Origin of the sequence: Dictyoglomus sp., assembly GCF_049968615.1 — a bacterium.
Lineage (GTDB): Bacteria > Dictyoglomota > Dictyoglomia > Dictyoglomales > Dictyoglomaceae > Dictyoglomus > Dictyoglomus turgidum.
Genome location: NZ_JBMFQK010000002.1, coordinates 200,443 through 226,582, shown reverse-complemented (window position 1 = coordinate 226,582; position 26,140 = coordinate 200,443). Strand labels below are relative to the sequence as shown.

The window sequence follows — 26,140 nt, the reverse complement described above, 5'->3', positions numbered from 1 at the left end:
CAATTAGATGAAGCGATAGCAGGGGATAACATAGGGATACTATTAAGAGGGATAGACAAAGACGAAGTAGAGAGGGGGCAAGTAGTAGCGGCGCCGGGTACTATAAAGCCCCACACACATTTCAAAGCGCAGGTATATGTATTGAAGAAGGAAGAAGGAGGGAGGCATACGCCCTTTTTCAGTGGATACAAGCCGCAATTTTACTTTAGGACGACAGATGTAACAGGGGAGATAAAATTGCCAGAGGGTGTACAGATGGTGATGCCAGGGGACAACATAGAGATGGAGATAAAATTAATCAAGCCAGTAGCATTAGAGGAAGGTTTAAGGTTTGCTATAAGAGAAGGTGGAAGAACAGTTGGTGCAGGTGTCATAACTAAAATTATTGAATAATGGGGGCGATTAAGGGATATGAGTAGTTATCTGGAAAAACAAAAGATAAGAATAAAATTAAAGGCATTTGATCATAGAGTTCTTGATCTTTCTACTAAAAAGATTATTGATACAGTAAGAGGGACTGGGGCTAAGATCTCTGGTCCCATCCCTCTTCCTACTAAAGTAACGAGATATTGGGTACTTCGTTCTCCTCATGTTAATAAGAATTCAGGAGAACATTTTGAGATAAGAATACACAAAAGACTAATAGATATTATTGAACCAACAGCAAAGACAGTGGAAGCTTTAATGAATTTAGAGCTTCCAGCTGGTGTTGAAGTTGAAATTAAAACATAGAGAGGGGAAACGCTATGGCAGCTCCTACGACAAAGGCAATATTAGGAAGAAAAATTGGAATGACTCAAATATTTACTGAAAATGGTGAGATGGTCCCTGTTACTGTTATTAGAGGGGGACCTTGTCTTGTGCTTAATGTGAGAACAAAGGAAAAAGATGGGTATGATGCTATCCAATTAGGTTTTGAACGTTGTAAGGAGTCAAAGCTCAATAAACCTCAGCTTGGTATATTTAAAAAATTAGGACTTCCACCTTTTAGAATTATAAAAGAAGTAAGAGTAAAGAATCCTCTCGATTATACAAAGGGGCAGGAAATAAGAGTTGATATCTTTCAAGAAGGTGAGTTTGTAGATATTACTGGCAAAAGTAAAGGTCATGGTTTTACTGGGCACATAAAGAGATGGAATTTCTCGAGAGGAAGAATGTCACATGGTTCTAAGTTCCATAGAAGAAGAGCTTCAATTGGTGCTGGTGGTGTCCAACATGTGATGAAGGGTCAAAAGATGGCTGGTAGGTGGGGTAATGAGACCATAACCGTTCAAAATTTAAAAATTGTCAAGGTAGATAAAGAAAAGGATCTCATCCTAGTAAAAGGTGCTGTTCCTGGTCCTACTGGGAATTTGTTGATTATTAGAAAGGCTGTTAAGAAATTAAATGCCTAGGAAGGGGATAAGGATATGATACAAGTACCTGTATATAACCAAAAAGCAGAGAAAGTTGGAGAGATAGAATTAAAGGAAGAACTTTTTGGCGTGGAAAGAAGGCCTGATCTTTTTTATACCTGTGTTGTTATGCATCTTGCTAATGGAAGACAAGGGACTCATTCTACTAAAAGAAGAGGTGAGGTAAATAGAAGTGGTAGAAAAGTTTGGCCTCAAAAAGGTACAGGGCATGCAAGACAAGGAGATAGAAAAGCTACTCATTGGGTTGGTGGTGGAAGACCTTTTGGTCCAAAGCCAAGGGATTATTCTTATAAGATTCCTAAAAAGATGAGAAGACTTGCTATAAGATCTGCTTTATCTACTAAACTTAAAGAGAATAATTTAATTATTTTGGATAAAATTGAATTACCTCAACCTAAAACTAAGGAGTTAGTGAATATTTTAAATAATTTTGGTTTAGCTGATTCAAAGGTACTTATAGGCGTTCCAACTAAGGATGAGAACTTAAAAAAAGCGGCAATGAATCTTGAAAGAGTTAAGACAATGATAGCGTCAGTTTTAAATGTATATGATTTGCTAAAATATGATTATCTTATACTTACTGTTGATGCGATACCAGTCTTAGAGGAGGCATTTTTGAAATGAGAGATCCTTATACTATAATTTTAAAACCTATATTAACAGAAAAGAGCCTTAATCTTGCCAAACAAAACAAATATGTGTTTGAGGTTGATAGAAATGCAAATAAAATAGAAATAGGAAAAGCTGTAGAAGAAATATTTAAAGTAAAGGTAAAAAGTGTAGCAGTTATTAATGAAAAACCTAAAAAGAGAAGATTAGGAATCTCTCAAGGATTCACTTCTACTAAAAAGAAAGCTATAGTTACCTTGGAGCCGGGTCATAAAATAGAGCTTATCAGTGGAGTATAGGAGGTAGAAAGATATGGGTCTTAAAAAGTTTAAACCAATTACGCCCGGATTAAGACATTTAATATTGCCTGATTTCTCTGAAATAACAAAAGAAGAACCAGAGAAATCGTTATTAAGGCCACTTAAGAAAAGTGGTGGTAGGAATAATTTTGGACATGTAACCACTAGATTTAGAGGTGGTGGGCATAAAAGACTTTATAGAATTATTGATTTTAGAAGAGATAAAGATAATATTCCTGCTAAAGTTGCAAGTATAGAGTATGATCCTAATCGTACTGCAAGAATCGCTTTACTACATTATGCTGATGGCGAGAAGAGATATATTATTGCTCCAGAGGGGTTAAAGGTTGGAGATATTGTCATGTCTGGAGAAAATGTGGATATTAAAGTTGGGAATAATTTGCCCTTAAAGAATATACCTGATGGTACGCTAATCCATAATTTAGAGCTTTATCCTGGAAGGGGTGGGCAATTGGTAAGGGCTGCGGGAACAGCAGCTCAGATTCTCGGTAAGGAAGGCAAGTGGGCTTATGTGAGGCTTCCTTCGGGTGAAATAAGGTTATTTGACTTAAATTGTAGAGCTACTATTGGTCAAGTGAGTAACGTGGATCACCAAAATGTTTCCTTAGGAAAAGCAGGAAGGAGTAGATGGTTGGGTAGGAGACCTCATGTTAGAGGTTCTGCAATGAATGCTGTGGATCATCCTCACGGTGGCGGTGAGGGTAAGGCTCCTATAGGGCATCCAAGTCCTCTAACTCCATGGGGCAAACCTACCCTTGGATATAAGACAAGAAAGAAGAGAAAACCCTCAGACAGATTTATAATTCAAAGAGCAAATGATAAAAAAGAGAAGTAAAAGGGGAGGAGCACATGGGTCGTTCACTTAAGAAAGGTCCTTATGTAGATCCTAAGCTACTTAAAAAGATTAGAGAGCTAAATGAAAAAGGAGAAAAGAAGATAATTAAAACCTGGTCAAGAAGATCAGTTATAGTACCAGAAATGGTAGGACATACTATTGCTGTATATAATGGTAGAAAGCATATACCTGTTTATATTACAGAGAATATGATAGGACATAGGCTCGGTGAATTTGCACCAACCAGGACATTTACAGGACACAGAATACCAACAGCTCGTATTACGGCTATTAAATAGGGAGGTTAGATTTTTATGATTGAAGTAAAAGCAGAAAGTAAATATTTAAGAGTCTCTCCCTATAAAGCAAGGAGAGTTATTGATCTTGTAAGAGGGAAAATGGTAGAAGAAGCAGAAGCAATATTAGAAAATCTTCCTCATAAATCTGCTCGTTTAATATTGAAATGTCTTAGATCTGCAAAGGCTAATGCAGAACATAATTATGGTTTAAGAGCTGATAGACTCTATATATCTAAAGCCTTTGTAAATGAGGGTCCTAGGTGGAAAAGATTAAATCCTAGGGCAAGAGGAAGAGCTGATATTATACAAATTAGAAATAGCCATATAGTCATTTATGTAAAGGAGAAGGAGGAAGAATAAAATGGGCCAGAAAACACATCCTTATGGATTTAGGTTGGGTATAACTAAGGATTGGAAAAGTCACTGGTATGCTGAAAGGTCTGATTATTCCTCCCTACTACATGAGGACTGGGCTATAAGGAATTACATTAAGAAAAACTACTACCAAGCTGGAATTTCATTGATAGAAATTGAAAGAAAAGCAGCTAATAGAGTGGATATTACTATACATACTGCAAGACCTGGAATGTTGATCGGACGTGGAGGAAGCGAGATAGAAAATATAAGAAAGAATTTGGTTAAATTAACAAACAAGAGTGTATTTGTTAATGTTCAAGAGGTCAAGAATCCAGAGTTAGATGCTCAACTTGTTGCGGAAAATATCGCTACTCAAATTGAAAAGAGAATTAATTATAAGAGGGCTATGAAACAGGCAATAAATAGGGCATTAAGAGCTGGAGCCAAAGGCGTAAAGGTTATGTGCAGCGGTAGATTGAATGGTGCTGAAATTGCACGCTCTGAATGGTTTAGGGAAGGGAGAATACCTTTACAAACCTTGACTGCGGATATTGATTATGGTTTTGCAGAAGCCTTTACTATATCGGGTGTAATAGGGGTTAAAGTTTGGATATATAAAGGCGATGTTCCAGAGTTACATAAAGAACCTATTCAAGAGCTTCCTGAAAAGGCTGTACCAAAGAAGATAGAGGATGAAGATCTTTACGAGAAAGATGAGGTGAACTACGATGTTGATGCCTAAAAGAGTAAAATATAGAAAGCAACATCGTGGGAGAATGAAAGGAAAAGCCTCACGGGGAAATCGTGTGGTTTTTGGGGATTATGGTATTCAAGCTTTGGCTCCTGCTTGGATTACCAGTGAACAAATAGAGGCTGTAAGAAGAACTTTAACAAGACATGCAGGGAAAAATGGTAGAGTTTGGATTAGGATTTTTCCTGATAAATCGGTAACTGCAAGACCAGCTGAAAGTAGAATGGGCGGAGGAAAAGGAGATGTAAAAGGATGGGTAGCAGTGGTAAAACCAGGAACCATACTATTTGAGATTGGAGGAGTATCTAAAGAGGTTGCTATGGAAGCCATTAGAATTGCTGGTAGTAAACTTCCTATTAAAACTAGGCTTGTAACAAGAGAAATAGGTGGTGAGTGATATGGCAAGAAGAACTTCTGAGCTAAGAGAAAAAACTGATTCAGAACTTCTGGAAGAACTTAAAAATTTAAGAGCGGAGCTTTTTAATTTGAGGCTTCAGCAGACAACAGGAGGACTTACTAATCCCCATAGAATAAAAGCAGTTAGAAAGGATATTGCTCGTATCCTTACTATTCTTCGTGAGAGAGAGTTAAAAAAATCTTAAATTTAAGGAGAGATGTTCATGAGAAGTAATAGGAAAGAGATGATAGGAAAAGTAGTAAGTGCAAAAATGCAAAAAACTATTGTGGTTTTGGTAGAGCAAACCTATACTCATCCTTTATATAAAAAGACTGTAACGAGAAGAAAAAAATATAAGGCTCATGATGAACATCAAGAAGCTAGAGAAGGAGATATTGTTCTTATCAGAGAGACAAGACCTCTCTCTAAGGAGAAGAGGTGGAGATTAGTCAGAATCATAAAGAGGGGAGAAATAGCTCCAACTATTTCTGAAGAAGAAAACTTGGAAAATAATGAAACTACAGTTGGGGTAGGTGATATAAATGATAATGCCTCAAACTAGGTTAGTTGTTGCAGATAATACTGGTGCAAAAGAAATAATGTGTTTTAGAATACTTGGGAAAAAGAAAGTTGCCCAAGTAGGGGATATTATTGTTGCTAGTGTTAAGGAAGCAGTTCCACGTTCTAACATAAAAAAAGGTGATGTGGTTTATGCTGTGGTTATAAGAACGAAGAGAACTATTAAGAGGAAGGATGGTTCTTGTGTGAGATTTGATGATAATGCTGCAGTGATTATAGATAAAGAAGGAAATCCAAGAGGGACAAGAGTCTTTGGTCCTGTTGCAAGGGAGCTCAGAGACAAGAACTTTATGAAGATTATTTCTTTAGCAACAGAAGTTATATAGAGGTGAAGTAATATGGATATCAAAAAGGGAGATCTAGTATTAGTTATTTCTGGTAAAGATAAAGGGAAAAGAGGAAGGGTTATTTCTGTTCTTCCTTCAGAAGAGAAGGTTGTAGTAGAAGGAGTGAACATTGTTAAAAAACATACAAGACCTACAGCAAAAATGAGACAAGGTGGAATTATAGAAAAACCAGCTCCTCTATATAGATGTAAAGTAATGTTAATATGTCCACATTGTAATCAACCTACAAGAGTTAAACACACTTTTCTTGAAGATGGAAGAAAAGTAAGGGTCTGTTCTAAATGTAAGGAAATCATTGATCGGGTCTAATTGAAGGAGGAAGATTAGTATGGAGGTTTTAAGAGAGAAATATATTAAAGAAGTAGTCCCTGCAATGATGAGGAAGTTTGGATATAAAAATCCAATGGCTGTACCTAAGATAGAGAAAATTGTAGTTAATATTGGCGTGAGCGAGGCTGTCCAAAATCCTGGAGCAATAGAGGCTGCGGCAAGAGATTTAGCAATAATTACAGGGCAGAAACCTATTGTAAGAAAAGCACGTAAATCTATCGCTAATTTCCATTTAAGAAAGGGAATGCCTATTGGATTAAAAGTTACTTTAAGAGGAGAAAGAATGTACGCCTTTTTATATAAGTTAATAAATCTTGCTCTTCCCAGGGTAAGGGATTTCTCTGGAGTTTCTCCTAATTCCTTTGATGGGAGAGGAAACTATTCTTTAGGTTTAAAAGAACAGTTGGTTTTTCCAGAGATTGAATATGATAAGATTGATAGGATTAGAGGTATGGATATTACTATAGTTACTACTGCTAAAACTGACGAAGAAGCTAAGGAGCTTTTAGCTCTTTTAGGAATGCCCTTTAAAAAATAAAATAATGAAAAGCGAGGGAGGTTATTGTGGCAAAGAAATCTCAAATAGTAAAGTGGCTCAAGCCTAAGAAATATAAAGTAAGAGAGTATAATAGATGTAGAATTTGTGGAAGACCAAGAGGTTATATTAGAAAATTTGGGTTGTGCCGTTTATGTTTTAGGGAGTTGGCTCTAAAAGGTGAAATACCAGGTGTAAGGAAAGCAAGTTGGTAAGGAGGGTTGCTATGACTGTAACAGATCCTATTGCTGATATGCTGGTTAGAATAAAGAATGCTAATATGCGAAGGCATCCTACTGTAGATGTTCCTTACTCTAAAATGAAGGAAAAGATCATAGAAATTCTTTTAAGAGAAGGGTATATTGCTAAATATGAGGTTATTGGAGAAATACCTCAAAAATACATAAGAGTTTATCTAAAATATAAAGGTAAAACTCCTGTAATTCAAGATGTTAAAAGAGTAAGTAAACCGGGAAGAAGATATTATGTGAATAAAGAAGAAATTCCAAGGGTGTTAGGTGGACTTGGAATTGCTATTTTATCTACCTCTAAAGGTATAATGACGGATAAAGAGGCAAGGCTTTTAGGTATTGGCGGAGAACTTATTTGTATGGTATGGTAGAAGGAGGAATAAATTATGTCTAGGATAGGAAGAAAGCCAGTTCCGATACCACAAAATGTACAAGTTGAAATAAAAGACGGAAATTGTGTGTCAGTAAAGGGACCCTTAGGACAGATTGAAAAAACTTTTAGTCCTTTACTGACTATTAAAAAAGTTGATAACCAAATAGTTGTAGAAAGGCCTAACGATGAGAAATTTGTGAAAGCTTTGCATGGTCTAACAAGAGCATTAATTAATAACATGGTATTAGGTGTGACTCAAGGATTTGAAAAAAGATTGGAATTACAAGGAACAGGGTATAGGGCAAGAGTTCAAGGTAATAAACTTGTTTTGGAAGTAGGTTTTTCTCATCCTGTAGAGTTAGAAATTCCTACAGGGTTAACAGTGTCGGTTCAAGATAATACTAAAATTAGTGTTAAGGGAATTGACAAGGAACTTGTAGGACAGTTTGCAGCTATTGTTAGGAGTGTAAGGCCTGCAGAACCTTATAAAGGCAAAGGAATAAGATATGAAGGCGAGAAGATAAGGCAAAAAGCTGGTAAAGCAGGTAAAAAATAGGAGGTTTGACAGGGTATGATTATAAAAAGATCTAGGAAAGAGCTTAGAAGAATAAGACATTTAAGAATCAGAAAAAAAATAACAGGTACTCCAGAAAGGCCCAGGTTAGCAGTTTATAAAAGTTTAAGATATATATATGCTCAGATTATTGATGATACAAAAGGGCATACTTTAGTTGCAGCTTCGTCTTTAGAAAAGGAATTGAGGAGTCAGTTGAAATCTACTAAAAATATAGAAGCAGCAAAATTGGTAGGTGAGGTTATAGCTAAGAGAGCTTTAGAAAAAGGCATTAAAAGGGTTGTATTTGATAGAGGTGGATTTTTATATCATGGGAAGGTAAAAGCTCTTGCCGATAGTGCAAGGGCTGCAGGACTTGAATTCTAAAAAAGGAGGGAAAACCTTGAAAGAGTTAGAACCGGTATTAAAAGAAAGGGTTATTGAGATAAGAAGGGTAGCAAAAGTAGTTGCTGGAGGTAAGAACTTAAGATTTAGGGCTCTAGTAGTGGTAGGAGACGAACAAGGAACAGTTGGGGTTGGAATAGCAAAAGCTGCGGAGGTTCCTGATGCTATTAGAAAAGCTATAAGAAAAGCAAAAAAGAATGCTGTTAAGGTTTCTATAAGTAAGGGTACTATTCCTCATGAGGTTGTAGGCAAATTAGGTGCTTCTAAAATACTACTTAAGCCTGCAGCTCCTGGTACAGGTGTGATAGCAGGAGGAGCAGCAAGGGCTGTATTAGAACTTGCTGGAATCAAAAATGTTTTAGCAAAGGCTCTCGGTTCTACTACTGCTGTAAATCTTGCTCAGGCAACTTTTGAGGCTCTTAAAAAGTTGAGATCTCTCCCTGAAGTAGCTGAGATGAGAGATAAGAGAATTAATGAAATAATCGGCTTAAAGACTGAGAGTAAGGGAAATGAGGAGGGAGAAAATTGAAACTGTTTGAATTAAAACCTAAATTAGGTTCCAGAAAGAAGCCTAAGAGAGTTGGCTGTGGTTATGCAGCCTCTGGAAAGTATGCTGGAAGAGGAATGAGTGGACAAAATGCGAGAACAGGAGATGGTGTAAGACCTGGTTTTGAGGGTGGCCAAACTCCTCTTACAAGACGTCTTCCAAAGATGGAAGGTATCCCAAGAGCTCCCAGAAGAAAATATACTGTAGTGAAATTGTCTACTTTAGAGAAAAAATTTGAGGCAAATGAAGTAGTTGATCCTAATATTCTTTTAGAAAGAAAAATTATAAAAGAAATAGGATTTGGGGTAAAAATTCTTGGAGATGGTGAATTGACAAAACCTCTTGTTGTAAAAGCACATGCTTTTTCTGAAAAAGCCCGTGAGAAGATTGAAAGTGTGGGCGGAAAAGCTGAGGTGATTGAATAGTGTTTGATACTTTGGTTAGAGCTTTTAGAATACCTGATTTAAGAAAAAAAATATTATTTACTCTTTTTATTTTTGCCGTTTATCGATTGGGAGCTCATATTCCGGTTCCAGGAGTAGATAGAGTAGCATTGGCTAACCTCTTTAGGAGCCAAGGAGCTTTGGGCTTTTTGGATCTATTTACAGGGGGAGCCCTTTCTCGTTTTTCAATTTTTTCCATGGGAATTATTCCATTTATTAATGCTTCCATTATGATGGAGCTTTTAACTGCGGTGTTTCCCTCCTTAGCTGAATTAAAAAAGGAAGAAGATGGGAGAAAGAAATTAACAAGATATGCAAGAAATTTATCAGTTCTTCTTGCTGCTATAGAAGCTTTTGGCTTAACTATATTTATGCATAATTTCAAAGTAATCCCTAGCTTGAGCCCACTTTACGTCATAAGTAGCGTAATAACTCTTACTGCTGGAAGTACTTTTATTATGTGGCTTGGAGAGCAAATATCCCAATATGGTATAGGAAATGGAGTTTCACTTTTAATATTGACATCCATAGTTGCCCGTTTTCCTACAGATCTTGCTAGGACCTTTGCGCTGCTCAGTAGGGGTGAAATTGGAATACTTAACGTAATAGCATTCTTTGCTTTATTAATCCTTATAATAATTGGAGTTGTCTGGGAGGAAAGCGCAGAGAGGAGAATTCCAGTTCAGTATTCTCGTAGAATAGTAGGGAGAAGAGTTTATGGAGGGCAGAGCACTTATCTTCCTTTAAAGCTGAATCAAGCTGGAGTTATACCAATAATCTTTGCAATAACCATCTTAATGGTACCTCAAACTTTTATCCCTGTAGCTAAGGTTAGTTGGCTGAAAGCAATTCTTGGTATCTTTTCTCCTAATTCTGTTTTATATCCCATAATATATTTTCTGTTAGTTTTGGGGTTTACTTATTTTTATTCCTCTATAGTTTTTGACCCTGCAGATCTTGCAGAGAATTTTAAAAAGTATGGAGGATTTATTCCTGGAGTTAGGCCCGGAAAGCCTACTGAAGAATATCTTGCAAAGACTTTAAATCGTTTAAACTTTTTTGGTGGTGTCTTTCTTGGTATTATTGCATTGCTTCCTACTTTTATTGAAAGGCTAACTGGAGTAACGGAGTTTCAGCTTGGTGGAACAAGTATATTGATTATGGTCGGAGTAATCCTTGAGACTATAAAAACCTTAGAAGCTCAAATGATAATGAAAAGTTATGAGGGGTTTTTAAGATGATGAAAGCAATAATTTTCTTAGGACCTCCAGGTGCGGGTAAAGGTACTCATGCTAAAGAAGTAAGTCAGATTTTGAACATTCCTCATATCTCTACAGGTGATATTTTTAGAGAACATGTTAAAAATCAAACTGATTTGGGAATTAAAGTAAAAAGCTATTTAGATGCTGGAAAGTTAGTTCCTGATGAGGTGGTTTGGGAAGTAGTAAAAGATAGAATAGATAAAGAGGATTGTAAAAATGGTTTTATTTTAGATGGATTTCCAAGAACGATTCTGCAGGCAGAGATGTTAGAAAAGTATTTAAAGGAGAAAAATGCAGACATAAAAGTAATTTATCTTGATGCTCCTGATGAGTTAGTAATTAGAAGGCTTTCTGCAAGAAGAGTCTGTAAAAATTGTGGAGCAATATACAATTTAATATCCATGCCTCCTAAGAAAGATGGTATTTGTGATATATGTGGGGGAGAATTATATCAACGAAGCGATGATAAACCCGAAGTTATAAAACAAAGATTAGAAACTTATTATAAAGAAACGCAACCCTTAATTGATTATTACAAGAATAAGGATATTATGTATACTATTAATGCCGAAAAAGAGAGAGAAGAAGTACTAAAAGAAATTCTAAAGGTGATTAACGAATGAATATTTTGCTTAAGAATAAGGAAGATATTGAAATAATGAAAGCAGGAGGAAAGATATTAGCAAAAATATTAAAAGATATGGAAAAGGAATTAAAAGAAGGAATGACTACATATGACTTAGCAAGGATTGCAGAAAAACTGATGAAGAATTATGATGTTAAACCTGCCTTTAAAGGATATAGAGGTTATCCTGAAGTTATTTGTGTTTCTATAAATGAAGAGGTAGTTCATGGCATACCAAGTAAAAATAAATATATAAAATCGGGAGACATTGTTAGCATAGACATAGGTATAGAATATGAGGGGTTTTTTTTAGACGCAGCTAAGACTTATCCTATAGGCGAAGTATCTCCTTTAGGATTGAGATTGATTCAAGTTACGGAAGAAGCACTATGGAGAGGTATTACAAAGGCACAAGTAGGTAATAGGCTTTCTGATATTTCCTGGGCAATTCAGGAGTATGTAGAGAAGAACGGGTTTAATGTGATTAGAGATTTTGTTGGACATGGTATAGGTAGAAGTTTACATGAGCCTCCTAATGTATTAAACTATGGTCCTCCTGGAATGGGGCCTATATTAAAAGAGGGACTTGTTATTGCTATTGAGCCTATGGTAGTGACAGGAAGTTATGAGGTAAAAATCCTTGAAAACGGATGGACTGCAGTTACTAAAGATGGTGGATTGGCAGCTCATTTTGAGCATACTGTAGCAATAACTCCAAGTGGACCTCTTGTATTAACAATGGAGTAGAAGATTGGAGGGCCATATGGATAAAAAGGATAGAGAGGTAATTGAGGTGACTGGTACGGTAAAAGAGGCCTTGCCAAATGCAACTTTTAAAGTACAATTAGATAATGGTTTAGAGATTTTGGCTTATATATCTGGTAAGATGAGAATGAATTTTATAAGGGTAATGCCTGGTGATAGAGTAAAAGTAGAATTATCCATATATGACCTTTCTAAGGGCAGAATCATATACAGATATACTAATAAGGAGGGTAATAAGGATGAAGGTTAGATCCTCAGTAAAAAAGATATGTGAAAAATGTAAAATAGTAAGAAGAGGCGGTAGAGTCTTTGTAATATGTGAGAATCCAAGACATAAGCAGAAACAAGGATAGGAGGTGTTTAGTAAATGGCACGTATTGCAGGAGTAGACTTACCAAGTAATAAAAAAGTGGAGATTGCTTTAACATACATATACGGTATTGGACGTACCACAAGTAAGAAGATTCTTCAAGCTACTGGGGTGGATCCAAACAAGAGAGTTAAGGATCTTACTGAAGAAGAAATAAGTAAATTGAGGGAAGAAATTGAGAATAACTATAAAGTGGAAGGAGATCTAAGGCAAGAAGTGGCAGCAAATATTAGAAGGCTTATTGAAATAGGTTGTTATAGAGGTATAAGGCATAAGAGAGGACTTCCAGTTAGGGGACAGAGAACTCGTTGTAATGCCCGTACTAGGAAGGGCCCAAGGAAGACTGTGGGGGCTAAGAGAAAGGAAAAATAAAAATTAAGGTTTAGGAGGGAAATAGGATAAATGGCTAAAAAGAAGAGAACAAGAGGTCCTAAGAAGGAAAAAAGAATAGTTCCTGTTGGAGTTGCACATATCAATTCTACTTTCAATAATACTATAGTAACCATTACTGATCCTGAGGGAAATGTGTTAACATGGGGAAGTGGTGGGACAGCAGGTTTTAAAGGTACAAAGAAGGGTACTCCTTTTGCTGCTCAACTTGCTGCGGAAATGGCAGCGAAAAAAGCTATTTCAGAGTATGGAATGAAGAAAGTTGATGTTTTAGTAAAAGGGCCGGGACCTGGAAGAGAAACAGCTATTAGAGCTTTACAAGCTGCTGGATTGGAGATTTCTCTTATTAAAGATGTTACACCTATTCCTCATAATGGGTGTCGCCCACCACGTAGAAGAAGAGTGTAGTTTGAAAAGGAGGAGAGACGATGGCAAGATATACAGGACCAGATTGTCGTTTATGTAGAAGAGAAGGTATGAAGTTATTTTTAAAAGGGACAAAATGTTTTTCCGAAAAGTGTCCCTTTGAAAGAAGACCATTTTCACCTGGTCAACATGGTAGAGCTCAAAGAAAATTAACTGAGTACGGATTAAGGTTAAGAGAAAAACAAAGAGCAAAAAGAATATACGGAGTATTAGAAAGACAATTTAGGCGATACTTTGAGATAGCCTCTAAAGGTAGAGGTGTTACGGGAGAAAGGTTATTGCAACTTTTGGAAACAAGACTTGATAATGTAGTGTACAGGCTGGGTTGGGCTTTATCTCGAGCTCAAGCAAGGCAGATTGTGTCTCATGGTAAAATTGCTGTGAATGGTAAAAGAGTTAACATACCCTCTTATAATTTAAAGCCAGGAGATGTGGTAGAGCTCCTTGATAAAGATTTAATTCCTGTACAAGAAGCCATATCAGTTTTTGGAAATAAGAGTGTTCCAGCCTGGTTAGAATTGGATAGGGAAAACCTTAGAGGAAAAGTTTTGAGATTACCAAAGAGAGAAGAAATAGATACTCCTGTCCAAGAACAGCTTATTGTAGAGTTCTACTCCAGATAATTTTTGGTGGCCTTTGGGCAGGGTAAGGAGGTAGATAATTTGTTAGAGGAAAATGTAAGGGTTATTATTGAAAAGAGATCAGATGAATATGGGCGTTTTGTAATAGAGCCCTTAGAGAGAGGATATGGGTGGACCATAGGAAACTCTCTAAGGAGAATACTACTTTCTTCTATTGAAGGAGCAGCTGTGGTTTCGGTTAAGATTGAGGGAGTAAGACATGAGCTTGAGGTATTACCAGGCTTAAAAGAAGAGATTTTAGAAATTTTAATGAATCTAAAAAAGCTTGTAGTTAAAATAGAAGATAACAATTCTCATATTTTGGAACTTGATGTGAGAGGGCCTAAAGTAGTAACAGCAGGTGACTTTATAGTTCCAGCAAATGTTAAAATACTTAATCCAGATCTTGTAATTGCAACTTTGGTGGATGATATTCCATTTCATATGGAAGTAGAGGTAAGAAAAGGTAAAGGATATGTCAGTGCAGAGGAGAATAAAGATCAAAGTTATCCCATTGGAGTATTAGTATTAGATTCCATATTTTCTCCTGTAAAAAAGGTAAGTTATACTGTAGAGAAAACAAGGGTTGGTCGAAGAACAGACTTGGATAGATTAATAATAGAGATATGGACTAATAAGTCTGTAACCCCTGAAGAGGCTTTTAGAGAAGCTTCAAGAATATTAATGGAGTATTTTAAACTTTTAAGTGAAAGGGAGTTTCAACTTCCTCATGAGGAAGTAGGACAAGAGATTACATCCTTAGAAGAGGAAAAGAAAGGATTAACCCTTGAAGATTTGGGACTTTCTACAAGAGCTTATAATTCTTTGAGGCATGCAGGTATACACACTATTGAGGATCTTTTATCAAAAAGTAGAGAGGATTTAATGAAAATCAAAAATTTTGGGCAAAAATCCCTTCAGGAATTGGAAGAGAAATTAAGAGAAAAGGGACTGAGTTTGAGAGATGGTGGAAATCCTGATACGGAGAAAGGAGAGGGCTTAGAATGAGACACCGTAAAGCATATAGAAAATTAAGTAAACCAACTCCCCAAAGAAAAGCTTTATTTAAAGCTCTTTTGATATCATTATTTAAACATGGAAAGATAGTGACCACTTTACCGAGAGCAAAAGAAGTCACGAGAATTGCAGAAAAGCTTCTTACTATTGCTAAAGAAGATTCTGTTCATCATAGAAGATTAGTATATGCATGGCTTCAAGATAGGGAGTTAGTTAGGAAAGTTTTTGTAGAGATTGCTCCTAAATATAAGGATAGAAATGGTGGTTATATCAGAATATTAAAACTGGGTATGAGAAGAGGAGACGCAGCAGAGCAGGCAGTTATTGAATTCGTATAATGATAAAAGTTGAAAATTTATCTTATATTTATCAACCCGGCACCTCACAGGAGAAGGTAGCTCTTAAGAATATTAATTTAGAGATACCTTCTCCTTCTTTTTTTTGTATTGTAGGAGCTAATGGTTCAGGCAAGTCTACCTTCGCAAGGCTTCTTAATGGACTTTATACTCCAACTTCTGGTGATGTAATAGTAGATGGAATGAATACAAAGGATGAGAAAAGAATATGGGAAATAAGAAAAAACGTAGGTTTAGTTTTTCAAAATCCAGATAATCAGATAATAGGAATGACTGTGGAAGAAGATATAGCTTTTGGTTGTGAGAATTTAGGACTTCCCCCAGAAGAGATTGAAGAAAGGATTAATTTTGCTTTAAAAGCGGTAGGAATGGAAGAATATAGAAAGTATCCACCTTACTTACTTTCGGGAGGACAAAAACAACGGGTTGCTATAGCAGGAATTTTAGCTATGATGCCTAAGTACATTGTTCTTGACGAACCCACTACGATGCTTGATCCTAAGGGTAGAAAAGAGATAATAAATATAATAAGAAGGCTTTACGAAGAGGAAAAGAAAACCATAATTTTGATAACCCATCATATGGAGGAGGTAATTTGGGCAGAAAAGATTGTGGTCTTTTTTAATGGGGAGATTGTAGATTTAGGAACTCCAAGGGAGATATTTTCTAAAGATGAAAAATTAAATGAATGGGGATTGAATTTGCCTATAACTACAAGAATATCAAAGTGTCTTTTAGAGAGAGGCTTTAATATACCACATCCTATCTTAACTCCCGAGGAATTATCTCTATGGCTTTAATTAGTTTGAAGAGTGTATCTTACACATACTTAAAGGATACTCCTTTAGAGAAAGAAGCTCTTCTTAATGTTTCTTTAAATGTTGAACATGGAGAAAGAATAGGAATTCTTGGGAAGACGGGTTCGGGAAAGTCTACTTTAATTCAACTTATAGGAGGTCTTATTTATCCAACATCGGGAGAAGTGTATGTAAAAGATAAGGAGATCAGAAAATGGAATTCAAAAGAGCTATGTAAAATCGTGGGAGTAGTATTTCAATATCCCGAATATCAATTTTTTGCTGAAACAGTATTTGAAGAAGTAGCTTTTGGACCTAAAAATGTTGGTATTTCTGAAGAAAAAATTGAGGATTGTGTGAAGTCTGCTCTTATCTCAGTAGGTTTATCTTATGAAGAAATCAAAGATAGATCTCCCTTTCATCTCTCTGGGGGAGAGAAAAGAAGGTTAGCTATTGCAAGTATATTGGCCATGGATCCTGAAGTTCTCATTTTGGATGAGCCTACAGCAAATCTCGATCCAAGAGGTAAATTGCAGATAATGAACTATATAGATAGATGGGTGGATAAAAAACAAAAGACTCTTATCATAGTATCTCACGATCTTGATGAGGTTATGAGATTGGTGAGAAGAGTTATAGTTTTGAAAGCAGGAGAAATAATTTTTGATGGTCCCTCTGAAAGATTATTTATGACCTATGATAAATTAGAAGAGGCGGAATTGGACTTGCCTGAGATAGTTAGGCTTGTAAAAATACTCCAAGAAAAAGGATATCCTATAGAAGGCGCTTTTACTGTTCAGGAGATTGTAGAGAGAATACTTGCTTATAAGGGATATAAGAGTTTATGGAAGTGTTAAAAACTTTTCCTATTGGGCAATATATACCTGCAAATTCCATACTTCATGGTTTGGATGCTAAGGCTAAAATTATAGCATCTTTTTGGCTTATCGTATTTATATTTCTAATAAGATTAAACCTCTCTTATTTGTTTTTCTTTCTTCTTATTATGTTAGGGATCTTTCTTTCTTCTCTACCTTTAAAGTATTTTCTTAGGTCTCTGAAACCTGTTTATTTTCTTGTTTTATTTACTTTTATTATTCATTTCTTTTTTGGGGAAGAAGGAGGAAGGGTTTTTTGGAGATTTGGAATTATACACATTACGGAATTAGGAATTAAAATGGCTATTTTTATGTCTTTGAGGCTCATATTTATAGTTATGATAACTTCTCTGCTTACTTTAACCACATCAGTGTTGGAACTGGCTCAAGCTTTAGAAGATCTTCTGAAGCCTCTAAAGTATTTCAAATTTCCTGTGCATGAGTTTTCTATGATGATGACTATAGCTATTAGATTTGTACCAACCCTTTTAGATGAGACAGATAAAATAATAAAAGCCCAAAAAGCAAGAGGAGCAGAATTTGGTAAAGGTAATATTGTAAATCAGGCTAAGAGTTTACTTCCCGTAATAATTCCTCTCTTTGTAAATGCTTTTAGAAGAGCAAATGAGCTTGCTGAAGCTATGGAATCAAGGTGTTATAGAGGGGGAGAGGGAAGAACAAGGTATAGAAGGACTTATTGGACGCTGAAGGAGACTTCTTTTATATTTTTCATAGGAATCTATTCTGCTCTTTTACTTATATTTTTTTGATAATGACTAACTGGAAGCTTGAGATCTCATACATTGGTAAAGATTTTTATGGATTTCAAAAACAACCTGGAAAGCGAACTATACAAGGGGAGTTAGAAAAAGTATTGAGTTTCTTATTTGATGAAGAAATAAGGGTAATAGGTGCAGGAAGAACCGATACGGGAGTTCACGCTTTGGGTCAGGTGGTTAATTTTAAGAGCAGGGGACATAAAGGTTTTTCCTGTGATAAGCTTCATAAAGTTTTAAATAGATTACTGCCTGAGGATATAAAGATAAAAAAGGTTGAAATTGTAGATGATAGTTTTCATGCTAGATATTCTGCAAAAAGAAGATGGTACATTTATGTGGTTTACAATAATGATGAAAGAGATTTGTTTTTAAAAGACTACTCCTGGTGGATAAGTAGAGAAATTAATAGAGAATTATTGATTTTTTCTGCAAATCTATTTAAAGGAGTTCACGATTTTAAAAATTTTTGTGTAACAGAGGATGAAGATCAAACGGTTATTGAAGTCTATGAATCTTTTTGGTATTTTAAGAAAGATCTGTTAATATATTTTATATCAGCCCCATTTTTTTTGAGAAAAATGGTAAGATTTATAGTAGGTAGCATGGTAGAAATAGCTTTAGGAAGAAAAAGTTTAATTGAGTTAGAAGATTATTTAAAGGAAGAAAGAAAAGAAAGGTTTTCAGTTCCTGCCCCTCCTTGGGGACTTTATCTTTTTAGAGTAGATTATTGACATTGTAAATAAAATTATATTAAAATGCTACGGGAAAGGAGGAAAAAGAAAAATGAAAACTTTTATGGCAAAAAAAGAAGAGATAAAAAGAGAGTGGTATGTAGTAGATGCAAAGGGAAAGGTGCTTGGTAGATTGGCTTCTGAAATAGCAAAAATATTAAGAGGAAAGCATAAACCAATTTATACGCCCCATGTAGATACAGGCGATTTTGTGATTGTTGTAAATGCGAAAGATGTGGTGTTGACTGGAAAGAAAGAGGATCAAAAAATATATTTCTTCCATTCAGGATATCCAGGTGGACATAGACTTATTACTGCAAGAGATATGAGAGCTAAAAGCCCTGAAAAGATGATTTACCTTGCTGTTAAAGGGATGCTTCCGAAGGGTCCCCTTGGTAGAAAAATGTTAAAAAAATTGAAGATCTATGCTGGACCTGAACATCCTCATCAAGCTCAGAAACCAAAAGAATTGAACATATAGTGGGAGGGATAAATGTTGGAATTTACTTCTCAAGATGTAAAAGTGATACATGAAGTTGGTGGAAGAAAGACTTCAAGGGTAAAAGTATGGTTGCGTTTTCCTGGAGAGGGTAAGATTATTGTTAATGATAAGCCTTTAGAGGAATATTTTGGAGGAAGAATATTTTTCCATAAAATAGCGAAGAAACCTCTAGAACTGACAGGGATGTTAAATCAGGTAGATGTGATAGCTCAAGCAATTGGTGGAGGAGTGAGTGCTCAAGCACAGGCTCTTGCTCATGGGATTTCAAAAGCTCTTGTAGCATTAAAGGAAGATTGGAAGGCTCTTCTTAAGAAAGAGGGTTTGTTGAAGAGAGATCCAAGAGAAAAAGAAAGAAAGAAATATGGTTTGAAGAGAGCAAGAAGAGCACCACAATATTCAAAGCGATAATGGATTTTTATGGATTTAAGAGAATATATTGTGGGGCTTGCTCGTAAAGCCATAGAAACTTATTTAAAGGAGGGGAGAGTAATAACTCCACCTCCTGATATACCTGATTATCTAAAGAGAAAAGCAGGAACTTTTGTATCTTTGCACAGGAAATCAACAGGTGAGTTAAGAGGATGTATAGGTACTATAATACCTACTACTTCTAATATTGCTGAAGAAATTATAAGAAATGCTATAAGTGCAGCTACTGAAGATCCCAGATTTCCACCCCTTGATTTAGATGAACTTGACGATATAGAAATTTCAGTTGACGTTCTTTCACCTTTAGAAGAAATAAAAGATATTAAAGATCTTGATCCCAAAAAATATGGTGTAGTAGTAGAGAAGGGATGGAGAAGAGGAGTTCTTCTTCCTGATCTAGAAGGAGTGGACACTATAGAGGAGCAACTTTCTATTGCTTTGGCAAAAGCAGGAATTTCTCCTTCTGAAAATTTTAAAGTTTATAGATTTTCGGTGGATAGATTTAAGGAATGATTAATGAGAGAGGCTTTATATTATCAAAAATTAGAGAATCAGATAGTTCAATGTTTATTATGTCCTCATCATTGTATTATTCCCTTAGGAAAAAGGGGAATTTGTGGTGTAAGAGAAAATATTGAAGGAACTTTGTATTCTTTAGTTTATGGTAAGGCAAGCTCTATTGCCTTAGACCCTATTGAAAAAAAACCCCTTTATCATTTTTATCCAGGATCTGCTATTCTTTCCATAGGTACTGTAGGTTGTAATTTTAAGTGTCCTTTTTGTCAAAATTGGACCATATCTCAAGTTGGACCTGAAGATATTTTTCTTGAAGACGTTGATAAAGAATTGCTTTTGAAACTAGCCAAAAAAAATGGTTCTATTGGTATCTCATACACTTATAATGAGCCCTTTATTTGGTATGAATTTGTTTTAGAGGTAGCAAAGCATTTTAAGGAACATAATCTTAAGAATGTTTTTGTGACTAATGGTTTTATAGAAGTAGAACCTTTTTTGGAAATAGCTCCGTATATTGATGCTATGAATATTGACCTAAAATCAATAAGAGAGGAATTTTATAATAAGTTATGCAAGGGAAGCCTCAAAGGCGTAAAAAGAATAATAGAGTTTGCATATGAGAAGGGAATACATATAGAACTAACCAATTTAATTATCCCTGGTTATAATGACAATAAAGAAGAAATTGTAGCTTTAATTGATTATGTAGCAAGTATAAGCCCTAATATCCCTCTACATTTTACAAGATATTTTCCTGCATATAAATTCACAGTTCCTCCAACTCCCATAGAGATATTAAAATTTGCTTACAGTGAGGCAAGAAAAAGGTTACATTATGTTTACTTAGGAAATATATGGGATACAGAAGGAAGCACTACTTTTTGTCCTAACTGTGGTAATGAGCTTATTGTAAGAGAAGGATATTTTATTAGAAAAAATCTTTTAAAGAATTCTAATAAGTGTCCCTATTGTGGTACTTCTATCCCAGTACACACAGGGGGAGTTTAAATGAGAGAGGTATTAAGAAACAAAAAATTGAGAAACTATCTTATCCTCTTTTTGACATTATTAATATTTTTAGCTTATAGTTACTATGATTGGTTAAAAGATTCTCCATGGAGAGAAAAATGGAAGAATTTAGAGAAATATGTAGGAAAAGAAGTTACTTTGAAAGGAGAGGCTGTAAGCCCTTATGGAATATGGGGTAGTATATATTCTGCTTATTCTTTAACTTTTGAAAACTTTCAAATTACTGTGCTGAGTACTACAGGAATTCCAGCAGAAGGAGAAAATTTGATTGTTACAGGAGAAATTAAGAAAAATTTCGAAGTGGTTGGTTTTTGGCAAGGAAAGGAAGTAAGAGAAAGTTATCCTATGGTGTTAATTGAGAAAGAAAGGAGAGAAATAAGGTGAGAAGATTTTTTGGAACTGACGGAATAAGGGGAGTGGTAAATGAAGATCTTACTCCTGAACTTGCTTACAAGCTAAGTAGGGCAATAGTTGGATATTTTGGTAATGTTAAGGGAAAAAAAGTTATTATTGGGAGTGATACAAGAAATTCTAAAGACATGTTGAAATCTGCTCTTGTTGCTGGTTTTACTTCGGGTGGAATGAATGTGTTAGATGTTGGTGTTATTTCGACTCCTGCTTTGTCTTATTTGGTTAAAAATCAGGATGAGGTTTTATTAGGGGTTATGATTTCTGCTTCTCATAATCCGGTAGAGTATAATGGGATAAAAATATTTAAAAACGATGGATTTAAACTTGATGATGATGTTGAGGCAGAGATAGAAAATTACCTTTTAAAGGAGGATAACTATTATAGAGCTAATCCGCGGGAGATTGGAGTAATTTATGATTTTTCTCATATAAAAGAAAAGTATAAAAACTATCTTAGAGAGATAATTAATGGAAACTTTGAGGGATATAAAGTTATGTTAGATTGTGCTTTTGGTTCTCTTTCAGAAATAGCACCTGAAGTTTTTAGAGAGTTAGGAGCAGAAGTTGTGGCTTATAATACCAAATATAATGGGTTAAACATTAATGAGAATTGTGGAGCAGTTTATCCTGAAACTAGTAAGAAGCTTTTCTTAAACTCGGGGGCTCATATAGGTTTTACTTATGATGGGGATGGAGATAGGGTAATTGCTTTTTCCGAGAACGGAGAGATAATAGATGGTGATATAATGCTGGGTATTTTGGCAAAATATCTTAAAGAAAAAGGGCTTCTTAAGGGAGATAAAATTGTAGGAACAATTATGACTAACTTGGGACTTGAAGAGTATTTAAAGAATATAAATGTGGAACTTATTAGGACTAAAGTTGGGGACAGATATGTGCTGGATGAGATTTTAAAATATGGTTTAAATCTTGGAGGTGAAACCTCTGGTCATATAATTCTTTTTGATTATATGTCTACAGGAGATGGTTTGTTGACCTCTTTATTTCTGCTTAAGATATTAAAGGAAAAGGGAGTAAAGCTTTCTGAGTTAGCTAAAGATATAAAGATCTTTCCTCAAGTACATGAAAAAGTCTCTGTAAAAGGACTTAATATTACAGAAGATATGGAGAAAAGATTTATAGAAATAACCGAGGAGGTGATAAATGGAAAAAATATAAGATATATAGTGAGGAAATCGGGTACTGAGCCAGTTGTTAGGATAACTTTAGAAGGAGATGTCCCTAAGGAATACCTAAATGAGTTAGTTTTAGAAATTAAAAGTAGAATAATTGATCTTCTTTCAAATTTTTAAGCGCCAGGACTTACTCCTTTAGGGAGTAAGTTGACGAGGTGGAGGTTTATCGAGGTTTTCGGCGGGTGCCTCCAGGTAGTTGCTACCTACCTTAAGGAGACTCACAAAACTGGTGGGTGACCACCAGGACAAAAGGTCTCCAAGTAGCATTAGGGACTATCTCCTTCTCCAAAAGAGAAAAGGAGGAGGAGAAAATGTGTGGTATTTTTGGTTATATAGGAAATAAAAACTGTATTCCTTTTATTATTTCAGGATTAGAGAAATTAGAGTATAGAGGCTATGATTCAGCAGGGATGGCTTATATAAGGAATGATAGTGTTTTGGAAATTAAGAAAGTAGTAGGGAAAGTTCAAAATTTAAAAGAGATATTGGATTTCAGTGATTTTTCAAAAGTAGGTATAGGTCATACTAGATGGGCAACCCATGGAGGAATATCTGTGGAAAATGCTCATCCACATACTGATTGTAAGGGAAACATTGTGGTGGTTCACAACGGGATTATAGAGAACTATAAGGAGTTGAAGGAGCTACTAATAAATAAGGGACATGTTTTTAAAAGCCAAACCGATACAGAAGTAATTCCTCATCTTCTAGAGGAGATGGTGGATAAAGAAGAGATAGGGTTAGAAGAAGCTGTAAAAGAGCTTTTTAAAAAATTAGAAGGGGCTTTTGCTTTATTGATCATGGATAAAAGAAATCCCAATATTTTATATGCTCTAAGAAAGCAGAGTCCTCTTATAGTTGGATTTGGAATAGGGGAAAACTTTATTGCCTCAGATATTCCTGCTTTAGGTGATTATACCGATAGATTTTACTATCTAAAAGACAATCAGATGGCGAAAATTTCTGCTAATGAGATAAAAGTATATGATATGGGAGTAGGCAAATATATAGGCGTAGAGCCCATAAGAATACCTCAGGATAGAATAAGGGCAGAAAAGAACGGATATCCTCACTTTATGTTAAAAGAGATTTTTGAGCAACCGTTAGTAGTAAGAAGAATTCTTTCTACAGTAAATAAGAATAGAGATGAGCTTCAGATAGAAGATATAAAAAGTATAGATATTTCTTGGGAAAAGATTAAAAAAGTTTTTATTGTGGCTTGTGGAACTTCTTACCATGCTGGATATTATGCTAAATTTTTGTGGGAAGAAGAGTTGCCATATTTTATAGAAGTTGAACTTGCTTCTCAGATGCATCATCGAAATTTGAGAGTTCCTGATGAGACTTTGTTTATAACTATAAGTCAATCAGGAGAAACAGCAGATGTGATCTCTACACTAAGGAAAGTAAAAGAAAAAGGCTTTAAGGTATTGTCCTTAGTTAACAACCCTCAAAGTACAGTGGCTAGAGAAAGTGATTACTTTATTAACCTGAGGGCTGGAATAGAAATTGGAGTTGCTGCTACAAAAACTTTTATGGCTGAGCTTGTTTATCTGGGACTTCTTAAAGAATATGTTAAAAACAAACTTTATAAGGTAAAAATTGATTTAGATAAGTGGAATATGCTACCTACATATTTGGAAAATTACCTTTCTAATATAAAAGATCAAGTGTTTGAGACAGCAAAGAAGTATTATCAAAAGAAGAACTTCCTGTATCTCGCAAGAGGAAGAAATTTCCCTCTTGCCCTCGAAGGAGCATTAAAATTGAAAGAAATTTCTTATATTCACGCAGAAGGTATTCCAGCGGGTGAGATGAAACATGGACCGATAGCATTATTAGATCCTGAAACACCAGTTTTTGGTATAGCGTACAAGGATGATGCTTATTCGAAAATGATAAACAATCTTGAGGAAGCAAAAGCAAGAAGAGCACCTATAATTGCTATTGGAAATGAAAAGGATAAAAAATTGGAAAACCTTGTAGATGATTTAATTCCTGTTCCCAATATTGATCCTTTTTATTACCCTTATATGGGAGTAATGGTACTTCAACTTTTTGCTTACTATGTAGCTGATCTTCTTGGAAGGGAAATAGATCAACCAAGAAATTTAGCCAAATCAGTGACAGTGGAATAGAAAATATGGAAAATATTAGTCTTGAAGTTGGACTTGATATTATAGAGATAGAAAGAATTAAAAATGCTTGCGAGAAACATAGAAATTTTAAAGAGAGAATATATTCTCACGAAGAACTAAAACAATTGGGCAATAAAAAGGATATTTATGCCTCCTTAGCTGCACGTTTTGCAGCTAAGGAGGCTTTTATTAAGGCTCTTGGTGGAAAATATGAGGGGTGGCGTTGGAAGGACGTAGAGATACTTTATGGACTAAATGGAAAGCCGGAGATTAGACTTAAAAATAAAGCGTTAGAGATGGCTCTTCAGAAGGGTGTTAAAGAGATTAAGGTGAGTCTATCTCATACTCATAAATATGCTGTTGCTATTGTGATACTTGTGAGGTGAGAAGTATGAAAGATTCTCCTATAGAACTTTTAAGGGAAAAAGTAGCTGATTTAAGAAAATTAATTAGTAAAATCTTAGTTCCAACCCAATCTGAAAGTAAGAGATATGCTGAAGACTTTATTTTGAAGAGGCAAGAAATTCAGGAATTAGTAGAGGATATTAGAAGGTTAGGTATATCTATAGAAGCCGAACTTGTGGAACTTAGTGAAATTGACGGAGAAGTGAAAAAGAATTTGGACAGTATCTACAAGTTGTTAAAAAATTCTGATCTGAAATCTAAAGGCAATACCTATCCTAGGGATTATTGGTGGTGGCATATATGGGATATAGTTGAGAAAAAAAGAAAAAGGAAGATTAAAAGGATAACAATTTATTCTTTACTGACAGTTTTAATCCTTATAGGGGTAGTAATTTTGTCAAATTATTTTAAGCCTTCCTCTCAAGAGATTATAGAAACTATGGATAGCAGTTATAAGTATTTATCTGAAGGCAAAGTAGATATGGCTCAGAGAGTTCTTGAAGAGAAAATAGAAAAGTATAATAATAGTCCTGATTTATGGCTTTCCTTGGGTATTGTTCTTGAGCATAAAGATGTTAAAAAAGCAAAGGAAGCTTTTGATAAGTCATTGAAGTTATATAAGACTAAAAAAGATTTTCTAATAAACAGAGCTATTCAATATAAGAAATTAGGATTTTACGAAAAAGCTGAAAGAGATTTGGAAGAAGTCTTAAGTATGGATAAAGATAATTCTCAGGCTCTTTACATTTTAGCTACCATATTTGAGGAGAAAAAACAGATTGGAGAAGCTATAAAAATTTATAAAAGAATAGAAGAACTAGGTGATAAAGCAGATCCTCAAATACTGGTTATGAGTAAAATGAGGCTTATTACCCTTTTACAAAGCTTAAATCTACCTTCTGATTCAAAATAAAAATTTGAAAAATCTTTTATTTTGTGCTATATTCATAATCAAAAGCGCCCTGCCGTGTGCGTGGTGTTTGCTGTGGTCCTGGCTCAACACCTCATTTCGGGAGGCCGATCTCCTGTTTTGGGATTGCGGCTCTTGAAGAGCTACATAACCAAGCAGGGTAGGCCTCAACTTTTGGGATGGGGCACAAGGACTCACACACCACGGCACGGCGGGGCTTTTTGATATTTCATAAAACCTTG

The 26,140-nt window shown here is 35.2% G+C and carries 43 protein-coding genes, 1 other RNA gene and 1 pseudogene; all 45 read left to right on the top strand.

Annotation, left to right across the window (positions count from 1 at the left end; translation table 11 throughout):
- Positions 1 to 393, top strand: a pseudogene (gene tuf, locus ACP5QL_RS03415) (elongation factor Tu); the annotation flags it as partial.
- 18 nt (positions 394 to 411) lie between these two features.
- Positions 412 to 732: a 30S ribosomal protein S10 gene (rpsJ, locus tag ACP5QL_RS03410; RefSeq protein WP_012583344.1), complete on the top strand. Its 321-nt coding sequence runs from the start codon at positions 412 to 414 to the stop codon at positions 730 to 732.
- Positions 733 to 746: 14 nt separating this feature from the next.
- Positions 747 to 1,394, top strand: coding sequence for a 50S ribosomal protein L3 (gene rplC / locus ACP5QL_RS03405; protein WP_012583345.1), 648 nt, complete (start codon positions 747 to 749; stop codon positions 1,392 to 1,394).
- A 15-nt stretch (positions 1,395 to 1,409) separates the two neighbouring features.
- Positions 1,410 to 2,039: a 50S ribosomal protein L4 gene (rplD, locus tag ACP5QL_RS03400; protein ID WP_272995065.1), complete on the top strand. Its 630-nt coding sequence runs from the start codon at positions 1,410 to 1,412 to the stop codon at positions 2,037 to 2,039.
- The gene (rplW, locus tag ACP5QL_RS03395) at positions 2,036 to 2,323 is read left to right on the top strand and encodes a 50S ribosomal protein L23 (RefSeq protein WP_012583347.1); all 288 of its coding nucleotides are present in this window, start codon (positions 2,036 to 2,038) and stop codon (positions 2,321 to 2,323) included. Before rplD ends, rplW begins: the two co-directional genes overlap by 4 nt.
- A 13-nt stretch (positions 2,324 to 2,336) precedes the next feature.
- Entirely contained in the window at positions 2,337 to 3,179 is an 843-nt protein-coding gene (gene rplB, locus ACP5QL_RS03390; protein WP_012583348.1) for a 50S ribosomal protein L2, read from the top strand.
- 14 nt (positions 3,180 to 3,193) lie between these two features.
- Complete coding sequence (gene rpsS / locus ACP5QL_RS03385) at positions 3,194 to 3,478, top strand: 30S ribosomal protein S19 (RefSeq protein WP_012583349.1); 285 nt, start codon at positions 3,194 to 3,196, stop codon at positions 3,476 to 3,478.
- Positions 3,479 to 3,493: 15 nt separating this feature from the next.
- Positions 3,494 to 3,838 carry a 50S ribosomal protein L22 gene (gene rplV, locus ACP5QL_RS03380; RefSeq protein ID WP_012583350.1) on the top strand — a complete coding sequence of 115 codons (345 nt, stop codon included), beginning with the start codon at positions 3,494 to 3,496 and terminating at the stop codon, positions 3,836 to 3,838.
- A gap of 1 nt (position 3,839) precedes the next feature.
- On the top strand, positions 3,840 to 4,577 hold the full coding sequence (gene rpsC / locus ACP5QL_RS03375; protein ID WP_012583351.1) for a 30S ribosomal protein S3: 738 nt from the start codon (positions 3,840 to 3,842) through the stop codon (positions 4,575 to 4,577).
- Positions 4,564 to 4,983, top strand: a complete 420-nt coding sequence (rplP, locus tag ACP5QL_RS03370) for a 50S ribosomal protein L16 (RefSeq protein ID WP_272995069.1) — start codon at positions 4,564 to 4,566, stop codon at positions 4,981 to 4,983. The genes rpsC and rplP overlap by 14 nt, the downstream gene beginning before the upstream one ends.
- Position 4,984: 1 nt before the next feature.
- Positions 4,985 to 5,188, top strand: a complete 204-nt coding sequence (rpmC, locus tag ACP5QL_RS03365) for a 50S ribosomal protein L29 (protein ID WP_012583353.1) — start codon at positions 4,985 to 4,987, stop codon at positions 5,186 to 5,188.
- An 18-nt stretch (positions 5,189 to 5,206) separates the two neighbouring features.
- Complete coding sequence (rpsQ, locus tag ACP5QL_RS03360) at positions 5,207 to 5,545, top strand: 30S ribosomal protein S17 (RefSeq protein WP_012583354.1); 339 nt, start codon at positions 5,207 to 5,209, stop codon at positions 5,543 to 5,545.
- A complete protein-coding gene (rplN, locus tag ACP5QL_RS03355) occupies positions 5,526 to 5,888 on the top strand; it encodes a 50S ribosomal protein L14 (RefSeq protein ID WP_012583355.1) in 363 nt (120 codons plus the stop codon). Before rpsQ ends, rplN begins: the two co-directional genes overlap by 20 nt.
- 12 nt (positions 5,889 to 5,900) lie before the next feature.
- A complete protein-coding gene (gene rplX / locus ACP5QL_RS03350) occupies positions 5,901 to 6,218 on the top strand; it encodes a 50S ribosomal protein L24 (RefSeq protein ID WP_012583356.1) in 318 nt (105 codons plus the stop codon).
- A 19-nt stretch (positions 6,219 to 6,237) separates the two neighbouring features.
- Positions 6,238 to 6,777: a 50S ribosomal protein L5 gene (rplE, locus tag ACP5QL_RS03345; RefSeq protein ID WP_012583357.1), complete on the top strand. Its 540-nt coding sequence runs from the start codon at positions 6,238 to 6,240 to the stop codon at positions 6,775 to 6,777.
- A 26-nt stretch (positions 6,778 to 6,803) separates the two neighbouring features.
- Positions 6,804 to 6,989 (top strand): type Z 30S ribosomal protein S14, encoded by a 186-nt coding sequence (locus tag ACP5QL_RS03340; protein WP_012583358.1) that lies wholly within the window; start codon positions 6,804 to 6,806, stop codon positions 6,987 to 6,989.
- An 11-nt stretch (positions 6,990 to 7,000) separates the two neighbouring features.
- On the top strand, positions 7,001 to 7,396 hold the full coding sequence (gene rpsH / locus ACP5QL_RS03335) for a 30S ribosomal protein S8 (RefSeq protein ID WP_012583359.1): 396 nt from the start codon (positions 7,001 to 7,003) through the stop codon (positions 7,394 to 7,396).
- Between the two features lie 15 nt (positions 7,397 to 7,411).
- Entirely contained in the window at positions 7,412 to 7,954 is a 543-nt protein-coding gene (rplF, locus tag ACP5QL_RS03330) for a 50S ribosomal protein L6 (RefSeq protein ID WP_012583360.1), read from the top strand.
- Between the two features lie 15 nt (positions 7,955 to 7,969).
- Positions 7,970 to 8,338: a 50S ribosomal protein L18 gene (gene rplR, locus ACP5QL_RS03325; protein ID WP_012583361.1), complete on the top strand. Its 369-nt coding sequence runs from the start codon at positions 7,970 to 7,972 to the stop codon at positions 8,336 to 8,338.
- Between the two features lie 16 nt (positions 8,339 to 8,354).
- Positions 8,355 to 8,885: a 30S ribosomal protein S5 gene (gene rpsE / locus ACP5QL_RS03320; protein WP_012583362.1), complete on the top strand. Its 531-nt coding sequence runs from the start codon at positions 8,355 to 8,357 to the stop codon at positions 8,883 to 8,885.
- Complete coding sequence (rplO, locus tag ACP5QL_RS03315) at positions 8,882 to 9,328, top strand: 50S ribosomal protein L15 (protein WP_272995075.1); 447 nt, start codon at positions 8,882 to 8,884, stop codon at positions 9,326 to 9,328. The genes rpsE and rplO overlap by 4 nt, the downstream gene beginning before the upstream one ends.
- A complete protein-coding gene (gene secY / locus ACP5QL_RS03310; RefSeq protein WP_012583364.1) occupies positions 9,328 to 10,587 on the top strand; it encodes a preprotein translocase subunit SecY in 1,260 nt (419 codons plus the stop codon). The genes rplO and secY overlap by 1 nt, the downstream gene beginning before the upstream one ends.
- Positions 10,584 to 11,231 carry an adenylate kinase gene (locus ACP5QL_RS03305; RefSeq protein ID WP_012583365.1) on the top strand — a complete coding sequence of 216 codons (648 nt, stop codon included), beginning with the start codon at positions 10,584 to 10,586 and terminating at the stop codon, positions 11,229 to 11,231. The genes secY and ACP5QL_RS03305 overlap by 4 nt, the downstream gene beginning before the upstream one ends.
- The gene (map, locus tag ACP5QL_RS03300) at positions 11,228 to 11,980 is read left to right on the top strand and encodes a type I methionyl aminopeptidase (RefSeq protein ID WP_272995077.1); all 753 of its coding nucleotides are present in this window, start codon (positions 11,228 to 11,230) and stop codon (positions 11,978 to 11,980) included. Before ACP5QL_RS03305 ends, map begins: the two co-directional genes overlap by 4 nt.
- A gap of 16 nt (positions 11,981 to 11,996) precedes the next feature.
- Positions 11,997 to 12,248, top strand: a complete 252-nt coding sequence (gene infA, locus ACP5QL_RS03295; RefSeq protein ID WP_012583367.1) for a translation initiation factor IF-1 — start codon at positions 11,997 to 11,999, stop codon at positions 12,246 to 12,248.
- Positions 12,238 to 12,351 (top strand): 50S ribosomal protein L36, encoded by a 114-nt coding sequence (gene rpmJ / locus ACP5QL_RS03290; RefSeq protein WP_012548601.1) that lies wholly within the window; start codon positions 12,238 to 12,240, stop codon positions 12,349 to 12,351. Before infA ends, rpmJ begins: the two co-directional genes overlap by 11 nt.
- A 14-nt stretch (positions 12,352 to 12,365) precedes the next feature.
- Positions 12,366 to 12,740 (top strand): 30S ribosomal protein S13, encoded by a 375-nt coding sequence (gene rpsM, locus ACP5QL_RS03285; RefSeq protein ID WP_012583368.1) that lies wholly within the window; start codon positions 12,366 to 12,368, stop codon positions 12,738 to 12,740.
- Between the two features lie 30 nt (positions 12,741 to 12,770).
- Positions 12,771 to 13,166, top strand: coding sequence for a 30S ribosomal protein S11 (gene rpsK, locus ACP5QL_RS03280; protein ID WP_012583369.1), 396 nt, complete (start codon positions 12,771 to 12,773; stop codon positions 13,164 to 13,166).
- Between the two features lie 20 nt (positions 13,167 to 13,186).
- On the top strand, positions 13,187 to 13,807 hold the full coding sequence (gene rpsD, locus ACP5QL_RS03275; RefSeq protein ID WP_428125374.1) for a 30S ribosomal protein S4: 621 nt from the start codon (positions 13,187 to 13,189) through the stop codon (positions 13,805 to 13,807).
- Between the two features lie 39 nt (positions 13,808 to 13,846).
- The gene (locus ACP5QL_RS03270; protein WP_012583371.1) at positions 13,847 to 14,812 is read left to right on the top strand and encodes a DNA-directed RNA polymerase subunit alpha; all 966 of its coding nucleotides are present in this window, start codon (positions 13,847 to 13,849) and stop codon (positions 14,810 to 14,812) included.
- Positions 14,809 to 15,159: a 50S ribosomal protein L17 gene (rplQ, locus tag ACP5QL_RS03265; protein WP_012583372.1), complete on the top strand. Its 351-nt coding sequence runs from the start codon at positions 14,809 to 14,811 to the stop codon at positions 15,157 to 15,159. Before ACP5QL_RS03270 ends, rplQ begins: the two co-directional genes overlap by 4 nt.
- Positions 15,159 to 15,977, top strand: a complete 819-nt coding sequence (locus ACP5QL_RS03260) for an energy-coupling factor transporter ATPase (protein ID WP_012583373.1) — start codon at positions 15,159 to 15,161, stop codon at positions 15,975 to 15,977. The genes rplQ and ACP5QL_RS03260 overlap by 1 nt, the downstream gene beginning before the upstream one ends.
- Positions 15,968 to 16,831 (top strand): energy-coupling factor transporter ATPase, encoded by an 864-nt coding sequence (locus tag ACP5QL_RS03255; protein ID WP_272995086.1) that lies wholly within the window; start codon positions 15,968 to 15,970, stop codon positions 16,829 to 16,831. Before ACP5QL_RS03260 ends, ACP5QL_RS03255 begins: the two co-directional genes overlap by 10 nt.
- The gene (locus ACP5QL_RS03250) at positions 16,819 to 17,622 is read left to right on the top strand and encodes an energy-coupling factor transporter transmembrane component T family protein (RefSeq protein ID WP_012583375.1); all 804 of its coding nucleotides are present in this window, start codon (positions 16,819 to 16,821) and stop codon (positions 17,620 to 17,622) included. The genes ACP5QL_RS03255 and ACP5QL_RS03250 overlap by 13 nt, the downstream gene beginning before the upstream one ends.
- Positions 17,623 to 17,624: 2 nt before the next feature.
- Positions 17,625 to 18,362 (top strand): tRNA pseudouridine(38-40) synthase TruA, encoded by a 738-nt coding sequence (gene truA / locus ACP5QL_RS03245; RefSeq protein ID WP_012583376.1) that lies wholly within the window; start codon positions 17,625 to 17,627, stop codon positions 18,360 to 18,362.
- A 52-nt stretch (positions 18,363 to 18,414) separates the two neighbouring features.
- Positions 18,415 to 18,843, top strand: a complete 429-nt coding sequence (rplM, locus tag ACP5QL_RS03240) for a 50S ribosomal protein L13 (RefSeq protein ID WP_012583377.1) — start codon at positions 18,415 to 18,417, stop codon at positions 18,841 to 18,843.
- Positions 18,844 to 18,855: 12 nt separating this feature from the next.
- Positions 18,856 to 19,272 carry a 30S ribosomal protein S9 gene (gene rpsI / locus ACP5QL_RS03235; RefSeq protein WP_272995089.1) on the top strand — a complete coding sequence of 139 codons (417 nt, stop codon included), beginning with the start codon at positions 18,856 to 18,858 and terminating at the stop codon, positions 19,270 to 19,272.
- Positions 19,273 to 19,281: 9 nt separating this feature from the next.
- Complete coding sequence (amrA, locus tag ACP5QL_RS03230) at positions 19,282 to 19,806, top strand: AmmeMemoRadiSam system protein A (protein ID WP_012583379.1); 525 nt, start codon at positions 19,282 to 19,284, stop codon at positions 19,804 to 19,806.
- 3 nt (positions 19,807 to 19,809) lie between these two features.
- Positions 19,810 to 20,817: an AmmeMemoRadiSam system radical SAM enzyme gene (amrS, locus tag ACP5QL_RS03225; protein WP_012583380.1), complete on the top strand. Its 1,008-nt coding sequence runs from the start codon at positions 19,810 to 19,812 to the stop codon at positions 20,815 to 20,817.
- Complete coding sequence (locus ACP5QL_RS03220; protein WP_012583381.1) at positions 20,818 to 21,222, top strand: hypothetical protein; 405 nt, start codon at positions 20,818 to 20,820, stop codon at positions 21,220 to 21,222.
- Positions 21,219 to 22,562: a phosphoglucosamine mutase gene (gene glmM, locus ACP5QL_RS03215; RefSeq protein WP_012583382.1), complete on the top strand. Its 1,344-nt coding sequence runs from the start codon at positions 21,219 to 21,221 to the stop codon at positions 22,560 to 22,562. The genes ACP5QL_RS03220 and glmM overlap by 4 nt, the downstream gene beginning before the upstream one ends.
- A 194-nt stretch (positions 22,563 to 22,756) precedes the next feature.
- Entirely contained in the window at positions 22,757 to 24,583 is a 1,827-nt protein-coding gene (gene glmS / locus ACP5QL_RS03210) for a glutamine--fructose-6-phosphate transaminase (isomerizing) (protein ID WP_012583383.1), read from the top strand.
- A gap of 5 nt (positions 24,584 to 24,588) precedes the next feature.
- A complete protein-coding gene (gene acpS, locus ACP5QL_RS03205; RefSeq protein WP_272994909.1) occupies positions 24,589 to 24,969 on the top strand; it encodes a holo-ACP synthase in 381 nt (126 codons plus the stop codon).
- Between the two features lie 5 nt (positions 24,970 to 24,974).
- Positions 24,975 to 25,901 (top strand): tetratricopeptide repeat protein, encoded by a 927-nt coding sequence (locus ACP5QL_RS03200; RefSeq protein ID WP_273333434.1) that lies wholly within the window; start codon positions 24,975 to 24,977, stop codon positions 25,899 to 25,901.
- 43 nt (positions 25,902 to 25,944) lie between these two features.
- A non-coding RNA gene (ssrS, locus tag ACP5QL_RS03195) (6S RNA) lies at positions 25,945 to 26,120 on the top strand.
- The last annotated feature ends 20 nt before the right edge of the window (positions 26,121 to 26,140 follow it).